22 protein-coding genes are annotated in these 20359 nt (G+C 70.0%); all 22 read right to left on the bottom strand.

What is annotated here, in order from left to right; translation table 11 throughout:
* Positions 1-387: 387 nt before the first annotated feature.
* On the bottom strand, positions 388-636 hold the full coding sequence (locus tag ACFYY1_RS39140; RefSeq protein WP_388594423.1) for a hypothetical protein: 249 nt from the start codon (positions 634-636) through the stop codon (positions 388-390).
* Positions 637-992: 356 nt separating this feature from the next.
* Positions 993-2003 (bottom strand): hypothetical protein, encoded by a 1011-nt coding sequence (locus ACFYY1_RS39135; protein ID WP_388594421.1) that lies wholly within the window; start codon positions 2001-2003, stop codon positions 993-995.
* A 292-nt stretch (positions 2004-2295) separates the two neighbouring features.
* Positions 2296-3033, bottom strand: a complete 738-nt coding sequence (locus ACFYY1_RS39130) for a mucin-2 (RefSeq protein ID WP_388594419.1) — start codon at positions 3031-3033, stop codon at positions 2296-2298.
* 230 nt (positions 3034-3263) lie between these two features.
* Complete coding sequence (locus ACFYY1_RS39125) at positions 3264-3572, bottom strand: hypothetical protein (protein WP_388594416.1); 309 nt, start codon at positions 3570-3572, stop codon at positions 3264-3266.
* A 202-nt stretch (positions 3573-3774) separates the two neighbouring features.
* Entirely contained in the window at positions 3775-4101 is a 327-nt protein-coding gene (locus ACFYY1_RS39120) for a hypothetical protein (RefSeq protein WP_388594414.1), read from the bottom strand.
* 477 nt (positions 4102-4578) lie between these two features.
* Positions 4579-5364, bottom strand: coding sequence for a hypothetical protein (locus ACFYY1_RS39115; protein WP_388594412.1), 786 nt, complete (start codon positions 5362-5364; stop codon positions 4579-4581).
* A 226-nt stretch (positions 5365-5590) separates the two neighbouring features.
* Positions 5591-6442, bottom strand: coding sequence for a hypothetical protein (locus tag ACFYY1_RS39110; protein ID WP_388594409.1), 852 nt, complete (start codon positions 6440-6442; stop codon positions 5591-5593).
* Between the two features lie 751 nt (positions 6443-7193).
* Positions 7194-7775 (bottom strand): GNAT family N-acetyltransferase, encoded by a 582-nt coding sequence (locus ACFYY1_RS39105; RefSeq protein WP_388594408.1) that lies wholly within the window; start codon positions 7773-7775, stop codon positions 7194-7196.
* Between the two features lie 375 nt (positions 7776-8150).
* The gene (locus ACFYY1_RS39100) at positions 8151-8495 is read right to left on the bottom strand and encodes a hypothetical protein (RefSeq protein WP_388594406.1); all 345 of its coding nucleotides are present in this window, start codon (positions 8493-8495) and stop codon (positions 8151-8153) included.
* Between the two features lie 1047 nt (positions 8496-9542).
* The gene (locus ACFYY1_RS39095) at positions 9543-10400 is read right to left on the bottom strand and encodes a hypothetical protein (RefSeq protein WP_388594404.1); all 858 of its coding nucleotides are present in this window, start codon (positions 10398-10400) and stop codon (positions 9543-9545) included.
* 862 nt (positions 10401-11262) lie between these two features.
* Positions 11263-11583: a DUF3263 domain-containing protein gene (locus ACFYY1_RS39090; RefSeq protein WP_388594401.1), complete on the bottom strand. Its 321-nt coding sequence runs from the start codon at positions 11581-11583 to the stop codon at positions 11263-11265.
* Between the two features lie 435 nt (positions 11584-12018).
* Positions 12019-12927 carry a hypothetical protein gene (locus ACFYY1_RS39085; RefSeq protein WP_388594398.1) on the bottom strand — a complete coding sequence of 303 codons (909 nt, stop codon included), beginning with the start codon at positions 12925-12927 and terminating at the stop codon, positions 12019-12021.
* A 687-nt stretch (positions 12928-13614) separates the two neighbouring features.
* A complete protein-coding gene (locus ACFYY1_RS39080) occupies positions 13615-13848 on the bottom strand; it encodes a hypothetical protein (protein WP_388594396.1) in 234 nt (77 codons plus the stop codon).
* 777 nt (positions 13849-14625) lie between these two features.
* Positions 14626-15057: a hypothetical protein gene (locus tag ACFYY1_RS39075; protein ID WP_388594393.1), complete on the bottom strand. Its 432-nt coding sequence runs from the start codon at positions 15055-15057 to the stop codon at positions 14626-14628.
* 78 nt (positions 15058-15135) lie between these two features.
* Positions 15136-15366, bottom strand: a complete 231-nt coding sequence (locus ACFYY1_RS39070; protein WP_388594391.1) for a hypothetical protein — start codon at positions 15364-15366, stop codon at positions 15136-15138.
* 165 nt (positions 15367-15531) lie between these two features.
* Positions 15532-16119: a hypothetical protein gene (locus ACFYY1_RS39065; RefSeq protein ID WP_388594388.1), complete on the bottom strand. Its 588-nt coding sequence runs from the start codon at positions 16117-16119 to the stop codon at positions 15532-15534.
* Positions 16120-16983: 864 nt separating this feature from the next.
* Positions 16984-17106, bottom strand: coding sequence for a hypothetical protein (locus ACFYY1_RS39060; RefSeq protein WP_388594386.1), 123 nt, complete (start codon positions 17104-17106; stop codon positions 16984-16986).
* Entirely contained in the window at positions 17103-17546 is a 444-nt protein-coding gene (locus ACFYY1_RS39055; protein WP_388594383.1) for a hypothetical protein, read from the bottom strand. Before ACFYY1_RS39055 ends, ACFYY1_RS39060 begins: the two co-directional genes overlap by 4 nt.
* 269 nt (positions 17547-17815) lie before the next feature.
* Positions 17816-18085, bottom strand: coding sequence for a hypothetical protein (locus ACFYY1_RS39050; RefSeq protein ID WP_388594381.1), 270 nt, complete (start codon positions 18083-18085; stop codon positions 17816-17818).
* 131 nt (positions 18086-18216) lie between these two features.
* Complete coding sequence (locus ACFYY1_RS39045) at positions 18217-18747, bottom strand: hypothetical protein (protein WP_388594379.1); 531 nt, start codon at positions 18745-18747, stop codon at positions 18217-18219.
* 179 nt (positions 18748-18926) lie between these two features.
* Positions 18927-19259 (bottom strand): hypothetical protein, encoded by a 333-nt coding sequence (locus ACFYY1_RS39040; RefSeq protein ID WP_388594378.1) that lies wholly within the window; start codon positions 19257-19259, stop codon positions 18927-18929.
* A 454-nt stretch (positions 19260-19713) separates the two neighbouring features.
* On the bottom strand, positions 19714-20358 hold the full coding sequence (locus ACFYY1_RS39035) for a hypothetical protein (RefSeq protein ID WP_388594375.1): 645 nt from the start codon (positions 20356-20358) through the stop codon (positions 19714-19716).
* Position 20359 lies beyond the last annotated feature (1 nt).

The raw sequence follows: 20359 nt of genomic DNA, 5'->3' as shown, positions 1-20359 counted from the left end.
TGCTGACGGTGTCGCTGAGGTAGCTCCAGGACATCCTCTCCGCAGTAACAGCGTGGTACTGGGCCGGCCGGGCAATGATGCGGGCGGCTTGACGGGCGCGCATACGGGCGAGGATCTGCATGCCCGCCGGGCGCTCCCACGTATGGCAGCCTGCCGACGGGTTCCGCCGCTGCGTGTGCTCGCGCTCCTCGGCGCCGCACCAGCGGCACCCGGACGGACCGGTCGGGCCGTGGGGGTGGCAGTCGTCCTGGGGCTGAGTGAGGTCGTCAATGACTGGATTGCAGATGACGAGGTTCAATGGGGGCTCCGTGGGGTGGGTGGTCCGCAGAGGTACAGGCCGTACAAGGTCGGTCGGTGCCGGGGGCGGGGGGCCAGGGCGGGCGCCTGTCAGAACGGAACGCCGTCGCTGTTCCGCTTCGCGGAGATGGTCGCGTCTCGGGCCCTGGTGATTCGGTCGTTGGCGTGGTGATTGGGGTTGTCGGTGCGGCGGCGTACGCCGTCCTCGGGGTCGGGCTCCCACTCGCTGCGGTTGTAGACGACTCCGCCGACGACAAGATCCTCGCCGACTTCTTCTTCAGTCAGCGCCTGGTACTCCGCGAGAGACATGACGGGCGAGGGGTGTTCGGTGTGGGACACGGTCAGTGCCTTTCGTGGCAGAGGGATGGCCGGGCCCGGGAAGGCGGGGTGGGGGCACTCCTCGGGGGGCCGGTGATCCCGACTGTGGGCGGGGGCGGGCCAAGACCCGCAACCCGAAACCAGCACCCCGCACCGCGGTCGCTGGCAGGGCGACGGGCGCGGGCCTGGCAGTTTGCCGGGCCTGCGGGGCGCGGCGGGCAAGTGCGGCAACCCGGCCGCAACGGGCGCGCCGGGCGGCCCGGGGCGGGGCCGGGGGCATGCCACCGGCCGCGTGCTCCGGAACGGTGGTGTTCCGGAGCGCGGGGCCGGTCACGGTGTGGGGGTCGCCGTGCTCGTCCTGCGTCGGGGAGTCGTCCTCACTCGGCGTCCTGCTCGTCCTCATCGGGGCCATCCTGGGCGGCCAGTTCGGCGGTCGTCTCGATGTCGACTTCGCCGGTGCCGTGGTAGACGATCGTGGCGCCGTCGGCGTCGGTCTCGGAGTAGGACGGCAGCGCATCGTCGTCGTCCGGGTCGGCGGTTCCGTAGGTGCGCCGGGTGCAGTCGGGCGCCGTGCAGCGCCAGACCCTCTCCCCCTCGACGTCGACCGGCTCCGTGGCGGTCGAGCAGACCGGGCAGGAGGGCACGGACCATTCCTCCCACCGCCAAAGGCCGCCGATGCGGTAGCGGCCGTCGGCGTCGGGCTCGATGAGGCGTGCTGGGCGGCCCGGTCCTGTGGGCGTGGGCAGGTGGGGGTCGGAGTCGATGACCAGAGCATCGCCCAGCCAGCGGACGGTGAGATGGCGGCCGGCGTGGGTGGTGGGGAGGTCGGAAGCGATCTGCTCTGCCGTGTCCCGGGTGACGCTGATGGTCTGCCACGGGCCCCAGGCGCGGGGGACGGGGAGCGCCTCATAAGGGCCGTGCTCGCCGTCGTCGAGGGTGAACAGGTCCGGGAGCGGCGGAACCGAGTCCAGGGGCGGGTACTTTGCTGCGGTGTCGGCGGGGACGATCGCGACCGGGGTGCTACGGAAGGCGATGACACAGTCCGCATAGTCGTCGGCGGGTTCCAGACACAGGTACCGGTCCGTGGCGGCACCGTAGGCGCTGGTGTCCTCGCACTCCTCGCACGGCTCCGGGCAGGTGCCGAGGGGGCGGGGGTGCGCGGTGAAAGCCTCGGGGGTGTGCTCGGCGTAGCGGATACCAGGGCCGTCGGTGAAGAAGGCGACAACGACGTCGCCGGTGCCGACCTGGTGGGCGGGGACGACGGTGAGGTGGGTGTGGTCCATGCCGTCGGGCAGTGGCCGGTAGCGGTCGGTGAGGGTGGGTGCGGGGCGTTCGGTGAGCACGAACTGGTCGGTGCTGCCGGGCAGGGTCACGATGCGCTCAGACACGGTAGGGCCTCTTCCAAGCGGTCGTAGGCGGGCGGGCGCCGGGGCCGGTGGGCCGGGGCGTGTCGTGAGGGGGATGCCGGGCCGCCCCCGGGGGGTAGGGGGCGGCCCGGCGACCGGGGGCTCGACCACACGGTGAGGGGGTGGTGCGGGAGCGCCTACCGGCAGGACCAACATTGCCCAGAACAGGTCCAAGCCCCACAACCCCGCGGGCGGACGTGCGGCGGCCTCGAACCCGGGCGAGATGCCGGAGGTTCGGGGCCGGGACATTCGGGGTGGTGTGATCGGCGGGGTGTCAGGGGGCCAGGTCGGCCAGGAGGGCGGTCGCGTTGTCCGCGTAGACGTGGTTCGGGTCGAGGGAGCGGCTGGTCTTGACGGCGGTGTCGACGGCCAGGTTCACCAGGTCCTGAACGGTGGGAATCAGGTCGTCGCCGTCGCACTCGGTGAACAGGCAGTGCCGGGCGTCCTCGTGGGGTTCGTACGCGCCGTCCGAGGCGAGCAGAAGGCGGCAGGGGCCGGTGATCTTTCGGGTGACGGTCTCGATCGCGGGGTGGCCGTACCGGCGCTGCCTGTCCTCGTCGGTGGCGTCGGAGCCGAGGAACGAGGTGATGTGGTTCCGGTTGCCGCCGTACGGATAGTAGACGCGGCGCTTGTTGTGGTCTTCGGTGAGGCGCACCGCGATCCCGCGCTCCATCAGGTAGGCCCGGGAGTCGCCGCACCAGGCGACCGTGAGGGGCTGGTCGGGGGCCTTGACGGCGACCACGGCCGCGGCCTTGTGCTCGCTGCCGTAGTGAGCGGCGTCCTCCCGGTGGAGGTTGTAGACGTACCGCAGGCCGGCCTCGGCGTCGCCCCGGCGGGCGGCGGCGTCGGCGATCTGCCGGGCGGCGCCGAGGGCCCACTGGTGGGTCTCCGCTCGGCGGCCGAGGCCGTCCAGGAGGACGTACGCGCGGGTGCCGTTGATGGTGCGGACGGCGGTGGCGTCGCACTGGCCGGGGTCGGTTCCGGTGTGCTGGGCGGTGGTGTAGGTGCGCATGAGTCGGGCTCCGATCAGCGGGTTGATGGTGAGTGGGGCCGCCCCGGGGTGGGGTGGTGGTCACCCGCTTCCCCGCAGCTGGTGCTTCGTACTGTGGCCGGGCGCGAGGCAAGAACCGCAACCGCAGCCGGTTCTCGGCCGAGCTCGGTGAGCAGCCGGGGCCCTTGGCTCGCGGGCGGTGCGTCAAGGGGCTCAGGAGCCGGAGTGGGTGTGGAGTTCGGGACGGGGGGTCAGTAGGGGTGAGGGTGGGTCTCGCTGTCGGCCATGGTCTCGAATTCCTGCCATGCCAGCGGGTGCTTGTACGCGCGGTGCGGTTCACCGGCCAGAACGTGTGCGGCGTTGCGGTAGGCGGTTTCGCGAGCGCGCCTGACGCGTTCGGTGACCTGTTCGGGTGTGGCATGGAGGGATGCCGTCTCTCGGACGAAGTCGGCCGCTTCGTCGGCGACTTCGTCCGGTGTGGCGTCGTTCATCACAAAGTCGTCGACGACGGTGGAGTAAATGGCGAGTCGGCCGTCGGGCTGGAGCACGATCTGTCGCATGGATGACTGGTTTCCCTTTCGCAGTCCAGATCGGTGTCGAACGCGCCAACGGCCCGACCCGGCCCCCGCCGCTGCCTGACGCAGGGCGGCGGCGGGACTGGGACACCACGCGAAGCGGCCCGCCCCGGGTGGGCGGGCCGTCAGCAGCTGATGCAATGGCATATGAGCCATGGCAGCGTTGCACAGGGCGAGGCGCAGAAAATTACGCCACGGTGTTGCGGCCGGGTGTCGCAGTCCTCTCCAGGTGCTCCCGGTACTCGCGGCGAAAACGGTTAAGGTGCAAGGTCGCTGCCTTGGTGCCGCTGAGCGTGTTCACCTGGAGAACGAATTCCGCGCCCTGGATCATCGGGACACTCATCCCCGACAGCACGTAACGGATGAGAGGACGCTTGCGCCGAACTGAGTTCTCCAGAGCATGACGCAGCTGGACAAGATGCTCTGCCTGGCAATCGTGAGGCGTGGTCAGACGCATCAAGGCCTCGTACTCGCCCTGCGTCACCTGGATCTCGAACACCTGCGAATCGTTCATAATCACTCTCCTGCGCATCGTCGGGCCCGCTAGGACCAGGCCCCGGTGGATGTCGGCCCCGGTCAGGACAGACCGTCACACCGGCTGGGGTTAGACCCGCAAGCACCCGCCGGCCGCAGGCTCGCGCAGGGCGGAAATGCATATCGGGCTTCGGCGGGGCGGGGTGGCCTGGAAGGGGCGGGATGGGGCGGCCACCGCTCGCCCGGGTCGGTGCGCCGGCCCGGGGCGGGGCAAGAGGCGCAACCGCGTTTTGGCCAGGCTCTGCCACAGGACGTCAGCGCTGGCAGTGGTGGGCGGGGTGGTGATGGCCACGATGATGCTCCGCATCCTGCAGGAGGCGGGCGAGGGCCCAGCGGTTTGGGGCGGGAGGTTGGTCGCCGCTCCGCCCGCGGCCCGGTCGGTGCGCGGCCCGGTTGGGGTGCGGGTGTGCGGGCGGCCCGCCCCGCGGGTGCGGGACGGGCCGAGGAAGCACAGTGGTCAGGATGTGGTGGGCGGGTGGATGTGGAGGGCTTCGAGGCCGCGGCGGTCGACCTGCCAGTTGGCTGTCCGGAAGGCGTCCGCGATCGCATTGGCGGTCTTCTTCCGCTGCCTGGCGGTGGCGTCCAGGGGCGCGGCAATGTCGATGCTGAGCCAGCCCGGCCGCCATATCACGGGGACGGGCGGGGTCGGGCCGGGCACCTCCGCGTGAAGGTGGGCGTGGGTGGTCGGGGAGGTGAAGCCCTGGAACCACAGGTACTGGGCGGCGCGGATCTCTGCGGGGGCGTCGGCGGGGATGTCTCGGATGACGCCGTGGTGGACGTGGAGGAGGCGTCCACGTCCACCGGAGGGGCGGGCGTTGTGTTCTGCGGCGTCGTACCCAGCGTTCCGGAGCCAGGAGAGGGCGGAGCGGGCCCGGGAGGGGCGTGCGTGGGGAAGGGTGACGGTGACGCAGTCGCCGCCGCAGCATTCGGGGTCGGTCGTGACGGTGAAGTCATCGGCGTGGTCGGGGCGGTGGGGGTCGTGGAGCGTGTGGCCTGCGTCGAGGAGGAGTTCGGTGACGTTCTCGATGGTGGCATCGGGTGAGACCAGACGGGGTGGGGTGGCGTCGACCTGGTAGACGGGGCCGTCGGGATCGATACCGAGGGTCTCGACGAACCAGTCGTCGAGGATGGTGACCGTCTCAGCGCCGGGCCAGTCGAGTCCGAGCGCGAGCAGTCGGCGTGCCAGGACGGCAATGCGCTGCCCGTCAGGGGTGGTGGGGTCGAACTTGCGGGTCAGGGGCATGGCAAGACTCCAGTCGAGGTGGGGTGGGGCACCGGGGCCGGTCTGTGACTACCGCGCCCCGGGGCCGGTGCGCTGACCATGACCGTGTGGGCGCCAATGGCCGCAACCCACCCCGGCCGGCTGCGGCGGGCGGACGGGATGGGCTGGGGCCGGGCCGCGGAGGTGCGTGCCGGGGCTGGCCCGGGTAGTGGCGAGCCCAGTGGGGCGTGGCGTGCCGGGATCTTGGTCAGTCGTCGGTGTGCTGGCAGTTCAGACATTGCCGGGTCCAGGTGGGGTTGCGGAAGGGAGGGTGGCCGGGGCCGAATCCGCAGGTTGCGCAGGGCGGGTAGGCGATGACGAGACCGCTGGTGCCGGTGTGGTTGTGGCCGCCGTGGCGGTAGACGATGGTGCCATCGGTCCATTTCGGGCTTTCCATGGCGGCTTGTCCGGTGTGTTCGATGGTGTTGCGGAGGTGGGAGCGCAGGTTGTCGCCGGAGATGATGCGGTGGTGGGTGGGGAGGGTGGCGTCCAGGATGTCGGCGGGCTGGACGCGGTAGGCGGGGGCGTCGGCGCGGTCGGCGTCGGTGAGGCGCAAGTCAGGGCCGGGTGTGTAGTGGGGGTGGGGGGTGAAGGGAGGTGTGTGGGTAGGGGTGTTTTCCCGTTCGATGTGGTGGACGGAGCGGTGCCAGGGCAGGGGGTCGTCGGGGAAGGCGTCGAGGTCGACGTAGAGGTGGTTGTGGGGGTCGGCGGGGTGGATGCGGGTTGCAGTGGGGCAAGGGAGGAACTTGCTGATCACGGCGAGGAGTGCTTCGGGGAGGGTGCGGTAGCGGTCGCCCGATTCCCCGCCGTGGATGTCGCGGATCACGTAGGGGTAGGCGGCAGCGACGGGGGTGGGGGTGAACACCGTGTTGGGGGCGCCGGATTGGTTGGTGGGGACGGCGGTGAGTCGGTAGGGGCTGGCGAGTATGCGGGCGTAGTTGGGGTTGTTTAGGGTCTGCAGGACGTCGTGGGCGGTGACGGTGCGGTGGCCGGTGGCGGTGGCGGCGATGTAGTGGGGGTGGGTGATATCGGCGGGGGTGGCGTCGCTGAACCAGGGCATGGTGGCTCCTTTACCGGTGCGGTGTGGTGGGCAGCGCCGGGCCGCCCCAGGGGGGCGGCCCGGCGGCCGGGAGCTCGACCGCGCGAGGGGGTTGTGCGGGAGCGTCTTCCGGCAGTGCCGATACTGCCCGGGGTGGGGCCAAGCCGCGCAAGCCGGCGAAGGCAGGCGGCCGGCTCAGTGCTCCGGGGCCCGCACGGCGAGTGTTCCGCCGGCCTCGTCCCGGCGGCCGAGCAAGCGCACCGCCCAGCATCCACGAGGCTGTTCCCGCCCACAGAGACGGTCGTGCCGCGGCGGAAGGCACCACTCTGGGCTTCTACCCGAGCGACGCGGACCACGAGCACGTCCAGGCAGCCGTCTCCCTGCTGCGCGACTGCGGGTTCAACCGGGGCAGTATTGGTCGAAGCAGGGACGTAGAAGGCCGCGGCACGGTCGGGCAGGGGAAGAAACGGGTTGACGGCGGCAAGGGACATGACCTGGCAGCCGGACGGACGCGCGGCAGGCCCGAACGCGGGGCGGGAGCCAGGGGTTCAGGGCCGGTGGGGGTGGCGCTGGTCAGTTGTCCGCGATGGTCAGGAGGTAGCGCAGCCGGTCCAGGCCGCTGGCATTGCGGACGCGGCGCTCATGCTCTGCCCGGCGACCAGACGGGAATGGAGGGCGACGATGCCAGTGGGCAATTCCACGCGGACGGCAGGCGGCCCCGCCTGCGGGGGTGCAGAACGGGGCCGGAAGCCGGGGCGAGGGCCGGGGCGGGTCAGGTGTGGTGGCGGGCGATGTGCTCGTTGCGCAGCACACGGGCCAGGATCTCGTCCGGGATGAAGAGGATCTGGCCGTGGTCGGTGCAGTGGGCGGCGTAGTCGGTCAGTTGGCCACTGTGGATGGGCGTGAGCGGACCGACCGTCGGATGCACGGGCGCGGGTCCGGGTGACGGGGTGGGCGTGGGGTGCGCGTTGCGGACCATGCGGCCTTCGTCGTCCTCGTGCGGGGTGGAGCGGAAGCCGTGCCGGGCGTACCAGGCGGCCAGGGCCTCGGTCGGCAAGCCGCCGGTATCCTTGGGCCACTCCTCTAGGTTCATCGTGGTGGCGCCACAGGAGAGCGCGATGTCCGAGTCAGGGCTACCGTGGATCACGCCGTTCAGCAGCCGGGAGGCCAGGCCGCGGCCACGGTAGTCGGGGTGCACGGCAATATCCATGATCCATAGCACATGACCGCAGTCGACGATGTCCACGAACGCGATCAACAAGTCGCCGTCGTGGAGCAGTAGCCAGGCTTCGTTGGCATCGTCGTCAGCCTTGCGGGTGAGGGTGTAGGTGTCCGGGGTAGGCGCGGTATCCATGGGGTTGTCCTGTGGAGAGATGGCGTGGGAGAGGCGCCGGGGCGCGGTGTGTTGCGCTGTCGCGGGGCAGCATCAAGCAGTCGCGTTGTCGAAACCGAGCAGCAGCGCGCGGCGCTGGCCTGGCGTCATCCTGGTAACGAGGAAGTCGCGCAGCGGTGCATCAAGTGCGTTCATGCGGTTGCTCCTGATTCCTTCTGCATGGGAGGTACGGCCGTGGTGGCCGCCGCGCCGGACGGGTCCTCGCCGCCTGGGGCACGGTGAGACCGGAGAGGACAGTCACCGCAACTGGACGGTGTTTCGGAAACAGTCACGGCGCGGCCCCTGAATCTCCCAACAGGGCGTGAGGTTCGGGGGCCGGGGCGTCGTGGTGGGCGGTTATGCGTGTTCCCAGTGGGGGCGGGTGAGTTCGATCAGGTAGGTGAAGGCGGCGTCGTTTCCGGCGGCGAACTGGACGGCTGGGAGTTGCCTCCAGTGGGTGAGGAACTCGCCGAGGGTTAGTGCGGTGTGGGGAGCATCGTTCGGACAGCGGCCGTCGTCCAGGGGCACCAGGGACTCGTCTTCGTGACGAGGCCATTGATAGGTAGTCAGTATCTCGGCCTGACTCCAGTTGTTCGGGTTCGCGCGGACCTTGATCACGTCAGCGCCGGGGGCGAGCTCCTTGACGGTGTTGAGAGCGGCCTGGCTCTCGCTGACGAAGGGCTTTACGGTCGGATGCGGCATGGTGGCTCCTGGTACGGGTAGAGGTCTTGCCGACGTGGGCGGTGACGGCAAACGGACGGTGAATGGTGGGGGCACTGCTTCCCCGGAAGGTGCTTCGCAGAGTGGCCGGGTGTGGGTCAAGGTCCGCAACCCTGCGTTTGCCGGGCCGACTGCGCCCCCGGACTTCCGCGTTGCCGGGGTGGTGAGCGTTGCGCGGCGGCCGGTAGGACGGGCAAGCGGGGCTGAGCTGGGGCTGGACGTGGGCGGGACATAAAGCAGGACGGGACGGGACGGGCCGGCTCTCCGCCGCAACCCAGGGTGGGCGCCTGCGTCGGTAGCAGTCGCGGGCGGGCGTACGCGGGCGGCCCCGCACGCGGGGCGCGTTGCGGGACCTGGGCGGGGCTGTCGGCGGTGTCGATGGATGGTGCGCGCCCAACGGGTGAAGATCTCGACCGCGTTGTCCCGGTGCTGGATCCGACGCCACCCGTCCGCAAGAGGACCGCCACTCTTGTCGACATCGGCGTAGCAGCTGCCTGGCAGGGTGATCACATGGGTGAGGTGGTCGTAGACAGTACGCGGGTTGTCGGCATCGGTCTGCGGCTCCAACCTCAGCCGCAAGCGTCCGTGGTCGCTGGTTTCGATGATCTGGGTCATGGTCAGTCCCTCTCTGTGGACGGGGTGATGTTGCTCCCGCGGAGCAGGGCTCGGAGCTCCTGCGCTGGCCGGTGGGCAGAGAGGCTCGGCCGCACATCGGGGGCTGGTGCGGGAGCATCGGGCCAAGACCGACGGTGCAGGGCGCGGGGTCAACACACGCAACCCCCGTCACGACAGCGGGCGATGCGACGCCGGCACAGGTGCCCACGTCGGCGGCGGCCGGGGAGTCCCCGGCCGCCGGGCCACAGCAGGATCTCCGAGCGCCATTCTCACCTGGACCGGACCTCGGCCGGCTGGGCCAAGGCTCCGCATGGCTGGTTGCTGGGGCGGACGTGCGTCGACCCCGAACCCAGGGCGGGTGCCGCAAGGTTCAGGGCCGGCGTGCTTGACGGTTCAGTGTGCGGCAAGGCCCAGCTAGGCTTGGTCGGTTTGGTCAGGGACGGCCCGTCGGCCACGTGCGTTGGCCACCTTGGCCACCGCATGGCGCACCGCGGTCCGGCGGGATTCGGTCGAAACGGCCACCGGTGCTGTGTGTCGGTCCGTCTCCATCACCGACCAGCGCACCAGGCCGGCGCCGATGTCCTCGCGAAGCACAGCGTACGTGGTGCGTCCTTCCTTGTGGTGTTCAGCAGGCACGCTTGCGGGGAAGTCCTCGGGAATCGTGAACCAGTAGCCCTCATGCGCAAACACGTCACGCGTCGTCGTGCCCGGGTGTACCGGATGCCGGTCGGGCAGTGTGCGCACGTACACTGGCTCACCGGTGTCGTTGTCTGATCCGGTGGTCAGGTGCGCGGTCGTGGTGTCGTTGACGCGATCCGGGTTCGGTTGGATGGTCGGCCGGTCGGTGTCCCACAGGTGCACGCCATTGAGGCGCAGGGAGCGGGCCATCGCCGGAGAAATCATGCCTGCTTCGGTCACTGTCTTGCGTCCCCAAGGGGTTGCCTCGATGATGTCCGCCCGCCACAGTCCGTAGTCCGGGTGGTCCGGGTGCGACCGGCAAACTGGCAGGGCATCGACCTCCTCACGGATGAAGTCCTGAGAGGGGACGTCGCCGGAGATCGTGAAGTAGTGGATCCGGTTGCGTACGTAGCGGCCCTTGCCCTCGTCGTACCGGGAGGCGGTCCTTGAGGCGCGCATGGCCGCGTAGACCTCGCCGACGTGGTTGAACGCAAGGTGATCGGGCGCGTCGGGGTGGTCCGTGCTCCCGTTGCAGCCGGGGTGCAGGTGCAGGGACTGCCCTGCCTGGTTCATCGCGTACAGGTAGATGGCCATCGGGTGTGGCCTCCGTTCACAGTGCTGGGAAGGGGGCAATTGCGGCAGGGGTCTGCGCGGGTCAGTGGGGGGAGCGCGGCACGCCCCCGCCGCGTGGGGTTGATGCGCTGACCATGGCCGAGTGGGCGCCAACGGCCGCAACACGGCACGCCTCCGTTACGGAACGTGCCGGGCATGGGCGGCCCCCGGCACCGCACTGATGGCGGGGCCGGGGGCCGGGAGAGTGCGGGGCGGCGCGGCGGGACGCCGCCGACGGAGGCTTGCCAGGGTCGCTCGGGAACGATGCGCACCTTGCGGTGGCTCGTCGCACGCCGCAGGCGGTCACGAACTCGGCGACGGCCCGCCGCGGCGGGATGCAGGACGAGCCGTCGCCTGCGGGGTCCAGTTGTCTGTAACGCGGTGCCGGCAGAAGACCGCCTCGGCCCCACACGGGGGTGCTGACTCGGGACAGAGAAGTCGGTGCTGGCATGCTCCAGGGGCGGTCGGCCCTTGAGCCCAGGGGGCGGACCCAAGGTCTTATGCCGTAGCGGTGATAGGGCGCAGGGTGCCCCAGGAGAACCAGCGCCCAGAGACTGCGGCTCGCTGTCCGGTGTCAAGGATTACGTAGATGTGATCGCCGTAATCGTTGTCCGGCCAATCAGTTGGCGCCGGGCCGTAGTAATGAACGCGGCCAGTGAGGCTTCCGCCGGTACGGCAGCTGATGGCAGAAGTGCCGATCGGGGCGTCCTCCTGACGGTAGATGCCGCGTTCCGTCACAGGGAGCAATGCCCAGTGCTTGGCCCGTCGGATGAGAGAGTTGGCCTTGGCTGGATTGATGGAGGCGTCGCGGACAGCCCTTGCCGGGCTGTAGCGCTGTGGGCGGCTACCGCCGAGATCGGCGTGATTCCCGCACACGTCGTAACCGGTTGACCGTAACCGGGGCGTTGGCCAAAGCACGGGCATCGTTGAGTAGGGCGTTGAGCAGTTGGTAGTAGCGAGAAAGGCGGAGGCCAAGGATTTCACGGATGTAGCGCTCCTTGTGCCGCCGGTTGGTCCAGGAGCGGCCCTCGGCATCGAGGATCTTGCGATGTAGCAAGGTCAGGTCTGGCGGTGGGTTTCCCAGGGTGGTGTCACCGCTGCTGGTTGTAGCAGGGGGTGTGTGATGGGCGTGGCTGTCGCCAACGATGGGGCCTTGCTCTGTCATTTCACGGTTCCGTTCCAAACAGCGTATGGGTTGGCCAGGCCGAGAATGCGGGTGCCTGGGCTAGCTGGACGCGGCCCGGCTTGCCAGTCGAGCCCGGCACACGAAGGGAGTTCGTGGCGGCGTTCTGGCCGAAGCCACCATCGAGCAGCGGGCAGCTAGGACCGCAACCCTCCTTGCAGCGGGCGCGACGGGGTGGCCCGTGGACAGTCGGTGTCATGAGCAGGGACGCGCGGGCCTGGCCGGGAGTGGAAGCCGGGAGCTGGGCGGGGCACGGCGCGGGCGACCAGTGGGCGCCGTCGCAGGAAAGCCCGCCGTTCACGCTCGGGACGCAGCCGTGCGGAGCAAGGCGATGGTCACCGATCACCGGGCGGGCGCCAACGACCGCGACCCGCCCCGGCCCCGCACACGGGGTGCGAGGCCGGGGCGGGTTGGCGGCTAGTTGACGCTGTCGGCGTCTGTGGATTCCAGGACGCTGAGAACGTGGACCTGCCAAAGGGTGGTTCCGTGGCCGCGGAAACGGGTTCGGCCGGCGTCCCAGCCGCAGGAGCAGCGCAGCACGGCGCGCTCGTCGGTGTATTGCCAGTCCGGGATGTGCGGGTCGTTCAGCTCGCTCCACAGGGCGGCGGCGTGATTGGGACAGGCATAGCCGACTGCTCTGGAGTGCAGCCATCCGGGGTGCGGGGACGCGATGTTCAACTGGTGGAAGCAGCCTGGGATGGTGCACAAGCGGGCCAGAGTCCCTTCCTGCTCCCATCGGTGCAGGGCGTTCACTGTGGCGTCGGCGTGGGCCAGCCACTGGGATCGGGGGTGTTCCCTCGCGGGACCGGGCACGATGAACGCTTTCGACCCGGCTGCCATGGCCATGGCCTCGGCAAGGTGCTGGCGCAGCCCTTCAGCAGGTTGCGGGGCGTTGGGTGCGATCCTGCCCATCTGTACGGGGTGCGGGTCGCTGCTGGTACGCGGTTCGACGTGGGTGCGGCCGCGGTTGTAGTGCGGTACGGGATCCTCGTCTTCAAGGAAGTGCTGCTCGTCGGGGTCTTGGTCGTACCAGTCGTCGCGTTTGGGGTACGGGGTGCCGTCGGCCAGTGTGTCGGTTCGGGTGTTCAGGCTGTGCATCTCGTCCGTGGTCATGTCATCGACGGCACGCCACTTTCCCGGGGTCACTTCGTACGCCTCGGCCTGCGGGACGTGCTGGAACGCCTCGTCCAGTTCGTTCAGGAGGGCGACGAAGGGAGTCTGCCACTCGTCGGGCATCGACTGGAGCAAGGTGCGGGGGATCACTAGGTAGTTGGCGTACGACAGACCGAAGTGCTTGTGGATCTCTTCGGTTCGAGTGTCGGGCATGGTCAGGTCTCCTTGGTGGGGTTGCCCGGGTGGTGGTGGGCTCGGGCTACCGGTGTGTGTGGTGGGGGCTTCGCCGCGCGACGTCGGTGTTCCGTCCTCCGCCCCTGCCGTCCGTGGGTTCAGCACGGGTCGAATGGTTGTTGGCCGAGAGAAAGGGGTGCCGGGCCGCCCCAGAGGGGGGTGGGGACGGCCCGGCGGCTGGGGAGGGCTCGACCACACCGTGGTGACGGGGATGGTGCGGGAGCATTCCTACCGGCACCACTGATACTGCCCCAGACAAGGTCAAGCCCCGCAACACCCGGCGGGCGGCGGGCTGCGATCTGGAACCTGGGCCTGGTGGCCAAGGGCTCGGGGCCCGTGGCCAGTAGGTGGGAGGGCCTGCCAGTTGGGTGTCCGGCTTGGGGAACGCTATTGAGGTGCTGTGGGGTGAGCAGAAAGCGGCCTGGAGCATGGCAGGAAGGCGGGTGGCGGCGTGACGTGGCTCGGTCGGATCCGCGTACGGCGTGGACCAGCCCCGAACCCGGTCCGCGGATCCGGGGCCGGAGCCGGTGGCCCTGCGTGGGTCCGGGGCGGGCCGCTCCCCCGGGCGCAGGAAGGCCCCGGCACTCGAACGGGGAACCGGGGCCAAAGAGAGGGGCTCGGGAACACGGAGCATCCCCCTCGGAGGGGGCTGCTCCCCGGGATGGATCAGCTGGGCTCGGCTTCTTCGATGAGACGCTCATAGGTGTCGTCGGCGTGGTTGCTGAGCACGTTGTAGGCGGTGTCGGGGTCGGGGCACTTGTCGGCAAGAGAACTGATCGTGTCGAGGTAGCCGGTCAGGAAGCTCTGCTGCTGGTGCGGGGGCAAGGTCAGGGCGTGGCTGATGTCCCGTTCGATCTGCTGGCGGGCAAGAGCGGAGGGGGTGTTGGTGGGGCGGGTCATGGTGTTCGTCCTGTCTTGGCGTGTCAACGGGGCCGGGCTGCCCGCTGCTGCGGGGCACGGGAAGCGGTGACAGGACGGTGGTCCGGGGCAGAGCTAGTCAGGCAACCGGTGGATGGGGCGGGGCCGCGACGGTTGGTTGCCCTCGCAGAGGGCGCGGGTGAGGCCCCGAACCCAGGGACATGGAGTCCTGGGTGCGGGGCCGGGGCGGGGTAGGGCAGGTCGTTGTAAGGGTCCGCGAGTGTGGGGGTGTAGTTGTCGTCGGTCCGGTCGGCTATGTGAGGGCTGGCGTTGCCGTGTCCGGGGACGTGCTGGCCGTTGGCCGGGCGGTAGTGGTTGTTCGGGTCAGAAGGGCGGTTCCTCGTTGCGGTTGTCGGGGTTCGGGCCGGGGGTGTCCCAGGGGCTGGTGGGCGGGGCCGGGGTGTGACGGCGGCGGATGCGCGGCCGCCAGCCGGGCAAGGGGCCCCAACGTGACATCAGGCGGGACAAGGCAAGCAAGGGATGGGGGCGGGATGCATGTGCCGGCAACGCGGCCGTACGGGACGGGCGCGTCCCTCCGGCAGTAACGACACTGCGGCGGGCGGGCCCAAGACACGCAAGGCGGGCCGCCCCTCCACTGCTGTGGGGGCGGCCGGGGCCGCACTCGCGTCTACGCACCGTGGTGTTGGGGCGGATGGACGTTCCGGCGAGAGGGGTGCGGCGAGCGGGCTGCTCGGCTCGGGCAAAGAGGGGGGCGGCCCCGGACCCTCGGCCAAGTAGTTCGGGGGCCAGAGGAGGTGGTCATGGTCGGTGGAAGACCTGAGCGACCAGGTGTAGGGCGGGCTTCCAGTCGGGTGCGGTGCTTACGCAGATCTGGCCGTCCTCGCCCGGCTCATGCCACCGGGCGCCATCGGCGATCTGGGAGACCTTGGCCTCGTACTCGGGACCGTCGACCGGGCGGACGGTGACGCGCTGGCCTTCGCGAACGCGTGCGGGGTCGATCGGCCTGCCGGTGAGCCACGGCAGCACGTTGTCCCGGTAGTAGGTCAGTCCGCCTGCGGCGTCGATCACCCGCGTGCCGATCAGGCACCGGTAGCAGGTACCCCACCAGACGGACTGACGCTGGCAGGAGCGGCATTCGGCCGTGTGCGCATCAACGGACGCGGCGAGTTGGGCGAACGACTCTGCGAGCTGGACGCGGGTGGGGCGCAGTTCCTCGTCAAGCCGGACCAAATGGTGCGGGTCGGCGTTCCGCGTCGTCTTCTGTCCGTGGCGCTGGAGAACAACGGCCGGGCGACGCCCGTCGGGGCCTTAGGTGGTGCGCACGACGCTGGCAGGGGTGCGCTCGGCATCTCGCGGCTCGAACACCTGCTGGCCAGGTCCGTATGTGAAGCAGGACGCCATGTGGAAGTTCTGCGGGCGGGTGGTCACGTGGTCATCTCCAGTGTGCCGGCTGTGCGGCAGGGGCAGGCAGGGCTGGTGGTAGGGGTCGGCGTCCCGGCGCTTGGCGCGCGGGGCATGACCGGCTGCGCCGACTCTCACCCGCGGGCGGGTTACCCTCACAACCCCACCCGGCCGGGGGGCCGAGGTACGCCTGCGCGGTCGGCGACCGCCTTCCGGGCAGGCGCATAGGACAGCCCCGGCCCCGCGAGCGCGGAGCCGGGGCCGAAGCGGGCGGCGGGGCCCGTCGGGGTGGTCAGGGACTGCTCATGGGAGCAGCTTGGGTGCACCCTGGGCCAGCCACTTCGATCCGGTGAGTCGCTCGGGCGTGTCCGGGAAAGCGAGATAGAACTCCAGGACCGCCAGGAGACGGGCCGCCAGGTCGTGGAAGGGGAACACAGAGCGACGCAGTGTGCCGTCGGCCGAGACTCCGGTGATCCGGTCCTCGGCCAGTGCGTACGAGTGTGTGAGGGCGACTTCGATGCTCTCGCCTGCAGCGTGCAGCGCTGGGCAGACTTGCAGGGCGTAGGCGGCGCAGAGCGGGTGGAGCGGGGGTTCCAGGTAGTACGGGGCGTTGGCCTCACCGATGAACACCAGTTGGGCCGTAGGTTCGATTCCCTGCGTGCAGAGACCGCACCGCCGCTGGGCCATGAACTGCCGCTGCCGTACGGGGCACTGTTCCCCGAACCTTGCTGTGCCGTTCCCTGGTGTGCATGGGCAGGTGATGTGCCCGCCCAGTTCGGTGTCTCGGGTCACGAGGATCGAGCCGTCGTCGTCGGGCTCATACCAGGCGACGTTGCCAGGGACCGGGCGTCCGGCGCTGTTGCGGGGCAGGAGGGCAACAGAGGGTGGCATGGGAATTTCTCGCCACGAGGGGATCATCGATCGCTCCAAAGGAGAAGAGAGATAGGAGAAAGGTGGATCTGGTGGGAGCGGCTGGCGGGTGGGCTGGCATTCGGGGCTGTTCAGCGCTCCGCGGTACGGCGTGAACGGGGGCGGGGTGGTGGTCACCGCCTCCCCTGGAAACCGGTGGTGCGTACCGTGGCCCGGGGCGGGGCAAGACCCGCAACCCGGAACAGGAACTCGGGCAGCCGGTGAAGGCGCGTGCGCAAGGGGCCGTGGGGGCCGGGGGCTCGACTGCACGTTGGGGGTGCGCGAGCGTCCTGCCTGCAGTGCTGACGCTGCCCTGGGTGGGGTCGAGCCGTGCAAGGCCGGCTCTGTCCCTCGTTACGGGGGTGACTGGCGCCGGTATGGGGCGGCGCGCCACGGGCCGGGGTGTGGATGTGGCTGCGACGGGGTGGTCTCGTGCGGGCGGCGGGCGGCGCGGGGTGGAAGAAGGACATCGGCGTCCATCGCGCGGCCCGGCCGGGCCCGTCGCCCAACACGCGCAAGGGGTTTCGTGCGGGGGCGTTCCCGGCCGTTGCGACTGTGGTAGGTGGCCGGTCAGCCCCGCACTCCGCAAGCCCCTGCCCTGGTAGGCCTGGCGGCCGGGACGCGCCCGCCCGCGAAGGCCGGCGGGCGCGTGACAGCGTCTTTTGAAGCACGGGCACAAGACGGCTCTCGCGCCGCGAACACGGAACCGGGGCCTCGAAGCGCCGGACGGTGCCAGGAGGGCAGGCCGCCTTGCCTTTGCCCTATGCCGTGTCCGGTGTACGGCGGCAGTGCATCCGGCCCGGCAAGTGCGGCCGCCCGGCGACTGCCGGGCGGCCAGGGCCTCGTCTACGTCGCGGACCCGGTCTCATCGGGATCGGCCGGGGCGAGTGCCGAGACGGAGGCGTACGGCGCCTTGTCCATGGGGTAGATGAGAAAGCTGGTGTCCTCGCAGATGCCGTCCAAACTCATGCCCTTCCGCTGCTGTTGTGGTTGTGCGCTTCCTCGGCGTGAACCCGCATCGAGGCGGCGAGGAGGCGGAACGGATCGTCCGTGTGCCACAGGGCGAGGTGCAGCAGGGCGGCCGCGGCGTCACGGGCGCGGATCTGGTGCTCGTCAGGGACAGGGTGGGGGGTGAATGCCTCGCGTTCGGCGAGCAGGAGCAGCAGCAGTCGCCCGGCGCCGTGTCCCGGGGCGGCCTCGTCCAGGAGGTGGGCCAGGCTGGTGAGGCCGTCACGGGCGGCGGCGGCAACGGCCGGGGAGCTGCCCCGCGCGTTGTTGTCGAGCAGTCCGCTGGCTCGCAGTCCGGCGAGCACGGCGTCGGCGCGGCGTGCCTCGTTGTTGGGCAGGGGCCAGGGCAGGGCCTTGATCAGGCGTTGGGCGGCGGCGCGGGACTCGGCGAGAGGTCTCATCGTCAGGTGCTTCCTGTTGGGTCAGGGACGGGAGGGGCGATCGCCCCTCCCCCACCCCGTGAGGGCGGCGATCCATACCGTGGAGCGTCTGCCGGTAAGGCTGGCAAGGGACCTGGCACAACGGACAGAGTGCCGGGGAACGGGCCTTGTGCGGCGCGAAAGAACGCAGGACGGCCGCTTCCTCTCCACCCCCGGACGCGCAGGGTGGCAACGCGGATCGGCCCGCCCCGGTGGTGCGGGGCGGGCCGGGCGGCGGTGCGTGGTGCGGGTCAGTCTCGCGACTCGGAGACCGGTGACTTGGTGAGGTTCTTGCGGGCTTGCTGACGGCGCAGCATCAGCAAGCTGCACACTGTCAGGGCGGCGCACCAAGTGGTGTGTCCGTACTCGTCTCGCATGAAGGCGGACACGGTCGTTGCGATAAGGACCCAGGTCATGACTGTCTGTGACTGTGTACCGGTCAGCTGACCGAACATTGCCAGTAGCACGGGCAGGACGAGTGCCGCGAACAGGAAAGCTTCCAGTAGCTGGACCCAGTTCATGATGTGTGACTCCTTCAACCAACAGCGCGGCGAGTGATGTGGCGCACTGTGGGGCGGGAGTCGGTAAGCAGTGCAAGCGCCGCGGCGGGGGCGGGTCGGCGAGGGCACCTTGGGGAGCGGAGGGAGGCAGGTCAGTTCGAGTTCTGTTGGTCCGCGGGGGTGTCAACGGTGTACACCGGCCCGAGGGGTTCGGTGTGTCTCCCGGTCTGCAGGGCCAGCCCGTGGCGGCCGTACGCTTCGCTGGCGATATCAACGTCACGGGCGCCGCGGGGCGCGGTCACGAGGTAGGTGAATGCAGTGTGGGCGATGCCGTACGCAGTGACGCGGTAGGTGATGAGTCCGGGGTTGTCGGCGTGATCGCTCTCAGTGTTCGTCGTCCGGCTTCGCAGGCCCATAGACCTCTCGATCTCCTCCGCCTCCGCGTCCTCGTCCTGGGCGCAGGGCTCGCACGGGTCGATCTCTGAGCACTCCGGCGGGCGGTTGTCGTGCGGGCAGGCCATGCCGTCATCCGGTTCGTCGTCGGTGATCCGGGCGGCCTGGTCAGGGATTTCGCTCTGTTCGCGAGTGTTGGTGGTGGGGGCGTTCAGCTCATGGGTCGGGTTGGAGGCGCGCTGAGCGGGGGTGTGGTGCGCGGTGGTCGTGTCCGCGAGTTGCTCGGGCATCAGGGTTCCTTTCGGTGCGGCGCGGCGAGTGCCGAGGGCGTAGTTGCACGGTCGGGCGATGGGAGGCTAGGGGTGCAACAGCGAGGCGCGTGGGCGGGGGACTGATCGTTCGTGGGCGCGGCAAGCGCAGGCCGGGAGGTGCGGGGGAGGAGGGATGCGACGGTTCTCCGAGTCCGGCCTCACACACCGGAGAACAGCGACAGCTGGCCCCGCTCCGCGCAAGCGGATCGAGCGTGGTCGTTGACCTCGATGGTGTGCTGCATCGAGTTTCGGTATTCGTTGTGGCAGACGTACCAGAGGCACAGGGTGCAGGTTGACCAGATGTAGGTGTCCGGGTCTTTGGGGCGTGATGGCGGGTATGGGCCGATGCTGGTACGGATGTTGCTGGTGTCGGCGTAGAACGTGAGTCGCTTGCCTTCGCAGCAGCGGTCCGGCGGTGTGGCGGCTGCGGTGCACTGCGCGCAGCGGGCGGCGTGGTCCTTCCACTCCGAGTAGGCGGAGTCGATATCCATGGCGGGTGTTGCTCCTTGGGGTAGCTACTTGCTCGCTGATATGTGGCTGCATAGGTCGCGCGGAGACTGGCGAATGGTGTTCAGGCAAGTGGTCGTCTGAGCGCAGCGGGGCGGGCCTGTGGGCGGGGCGAGTGGCCGCCGCCCCCGGATCAACCGTGGCCCAGCGCCGGGCAAGGGGCGCAACCGTGTGGAGTCCGTGTGGCTCTGAGCTGTGCCCGCCCCTCGTGTCGCCACTTGGTGTTCGCAGGCGGCGTCAAGGGAGCGGCTGAGACCATGGGAAGGGCGGTTCGTCGTGGCAGACCACGGCATCGGGAAGGGGCGGAAGTCGGAAGAACCGGGGCGTTGGAGGTGGATGCCTTGGGGCGGGCCAACGGGCCCGGCTGCAGCAGAAGGTCCCCGGCACCACGAGGGTGCCGGGGACCGAGGGCCGAGAGCCTGCAGGGGACCAGAGGGGTTAGAGGGGGTCGGCGATCGAGTCGAGGTGGGGCCAGTTCCGCATGTCTCGGGCGCCGTCGCAGGTGAGGAGCTCGACGACTTCGCCATCGTCCAGGTGGCCGCCTGTCCAGCCTTGGGGGGCCGGTGTGCCCTGCCACCAGGTGAGGGCCAGGGCGTGGGCCTTGGGCTGGGAGGGAGCTCTGACGAGGAACCGGTATGTGGCGCCGCTGTTGGTCTGCATCCAGAAGCGGTAGACCCGGCGGGGGCCAGGTACGCCTCGGTCTCCTCCGGCCGTGAATGCGGCCTTGATTTCGTGGCGGCAGGTGGGGATGTGCAGGCCAGTGTGGTCGTCGCGTTCGCGGTAATGGATGAGCCGGAGCTCGTCCAGGTCGTCCAGGTCGACGTCGCGATTCCGGCTGCGCTCGTCGGCAGGGAAGGGGCGGGCCACGCCGGCGCGGTCTTCCTTCATCTCGGGGCGGACGGTGACGGTGCCGGTGTACGGGTCGTAGGCGTGGACGGTGTAGCGGGTGGTGAGTCCGGTGCGTTCCTCGACGGTCGCTGCCATGCCGATGTGGCCAGGGGGGTCGGTGGGTGCGGAGACGGGGTGGTCGGTCCAGGTGCAGCCGGGGTACATGTCCGGCGGAGAGGTCAGCGGGGTGTTCACG

The sequence above is a fragment of the Streptomyces sp. NPDC001890 genome, from assembly GCF_042891445.1.
GTDB lineage: Bacteria > Actinomycetota > Actinomycetes > Streptomycetales > Streptomycetaceae > Streptomyces.
Note: the sequence above shows the minus strand (reverse complement) of the source record. Positions and strands in the feature narration are given on the sequence as shown.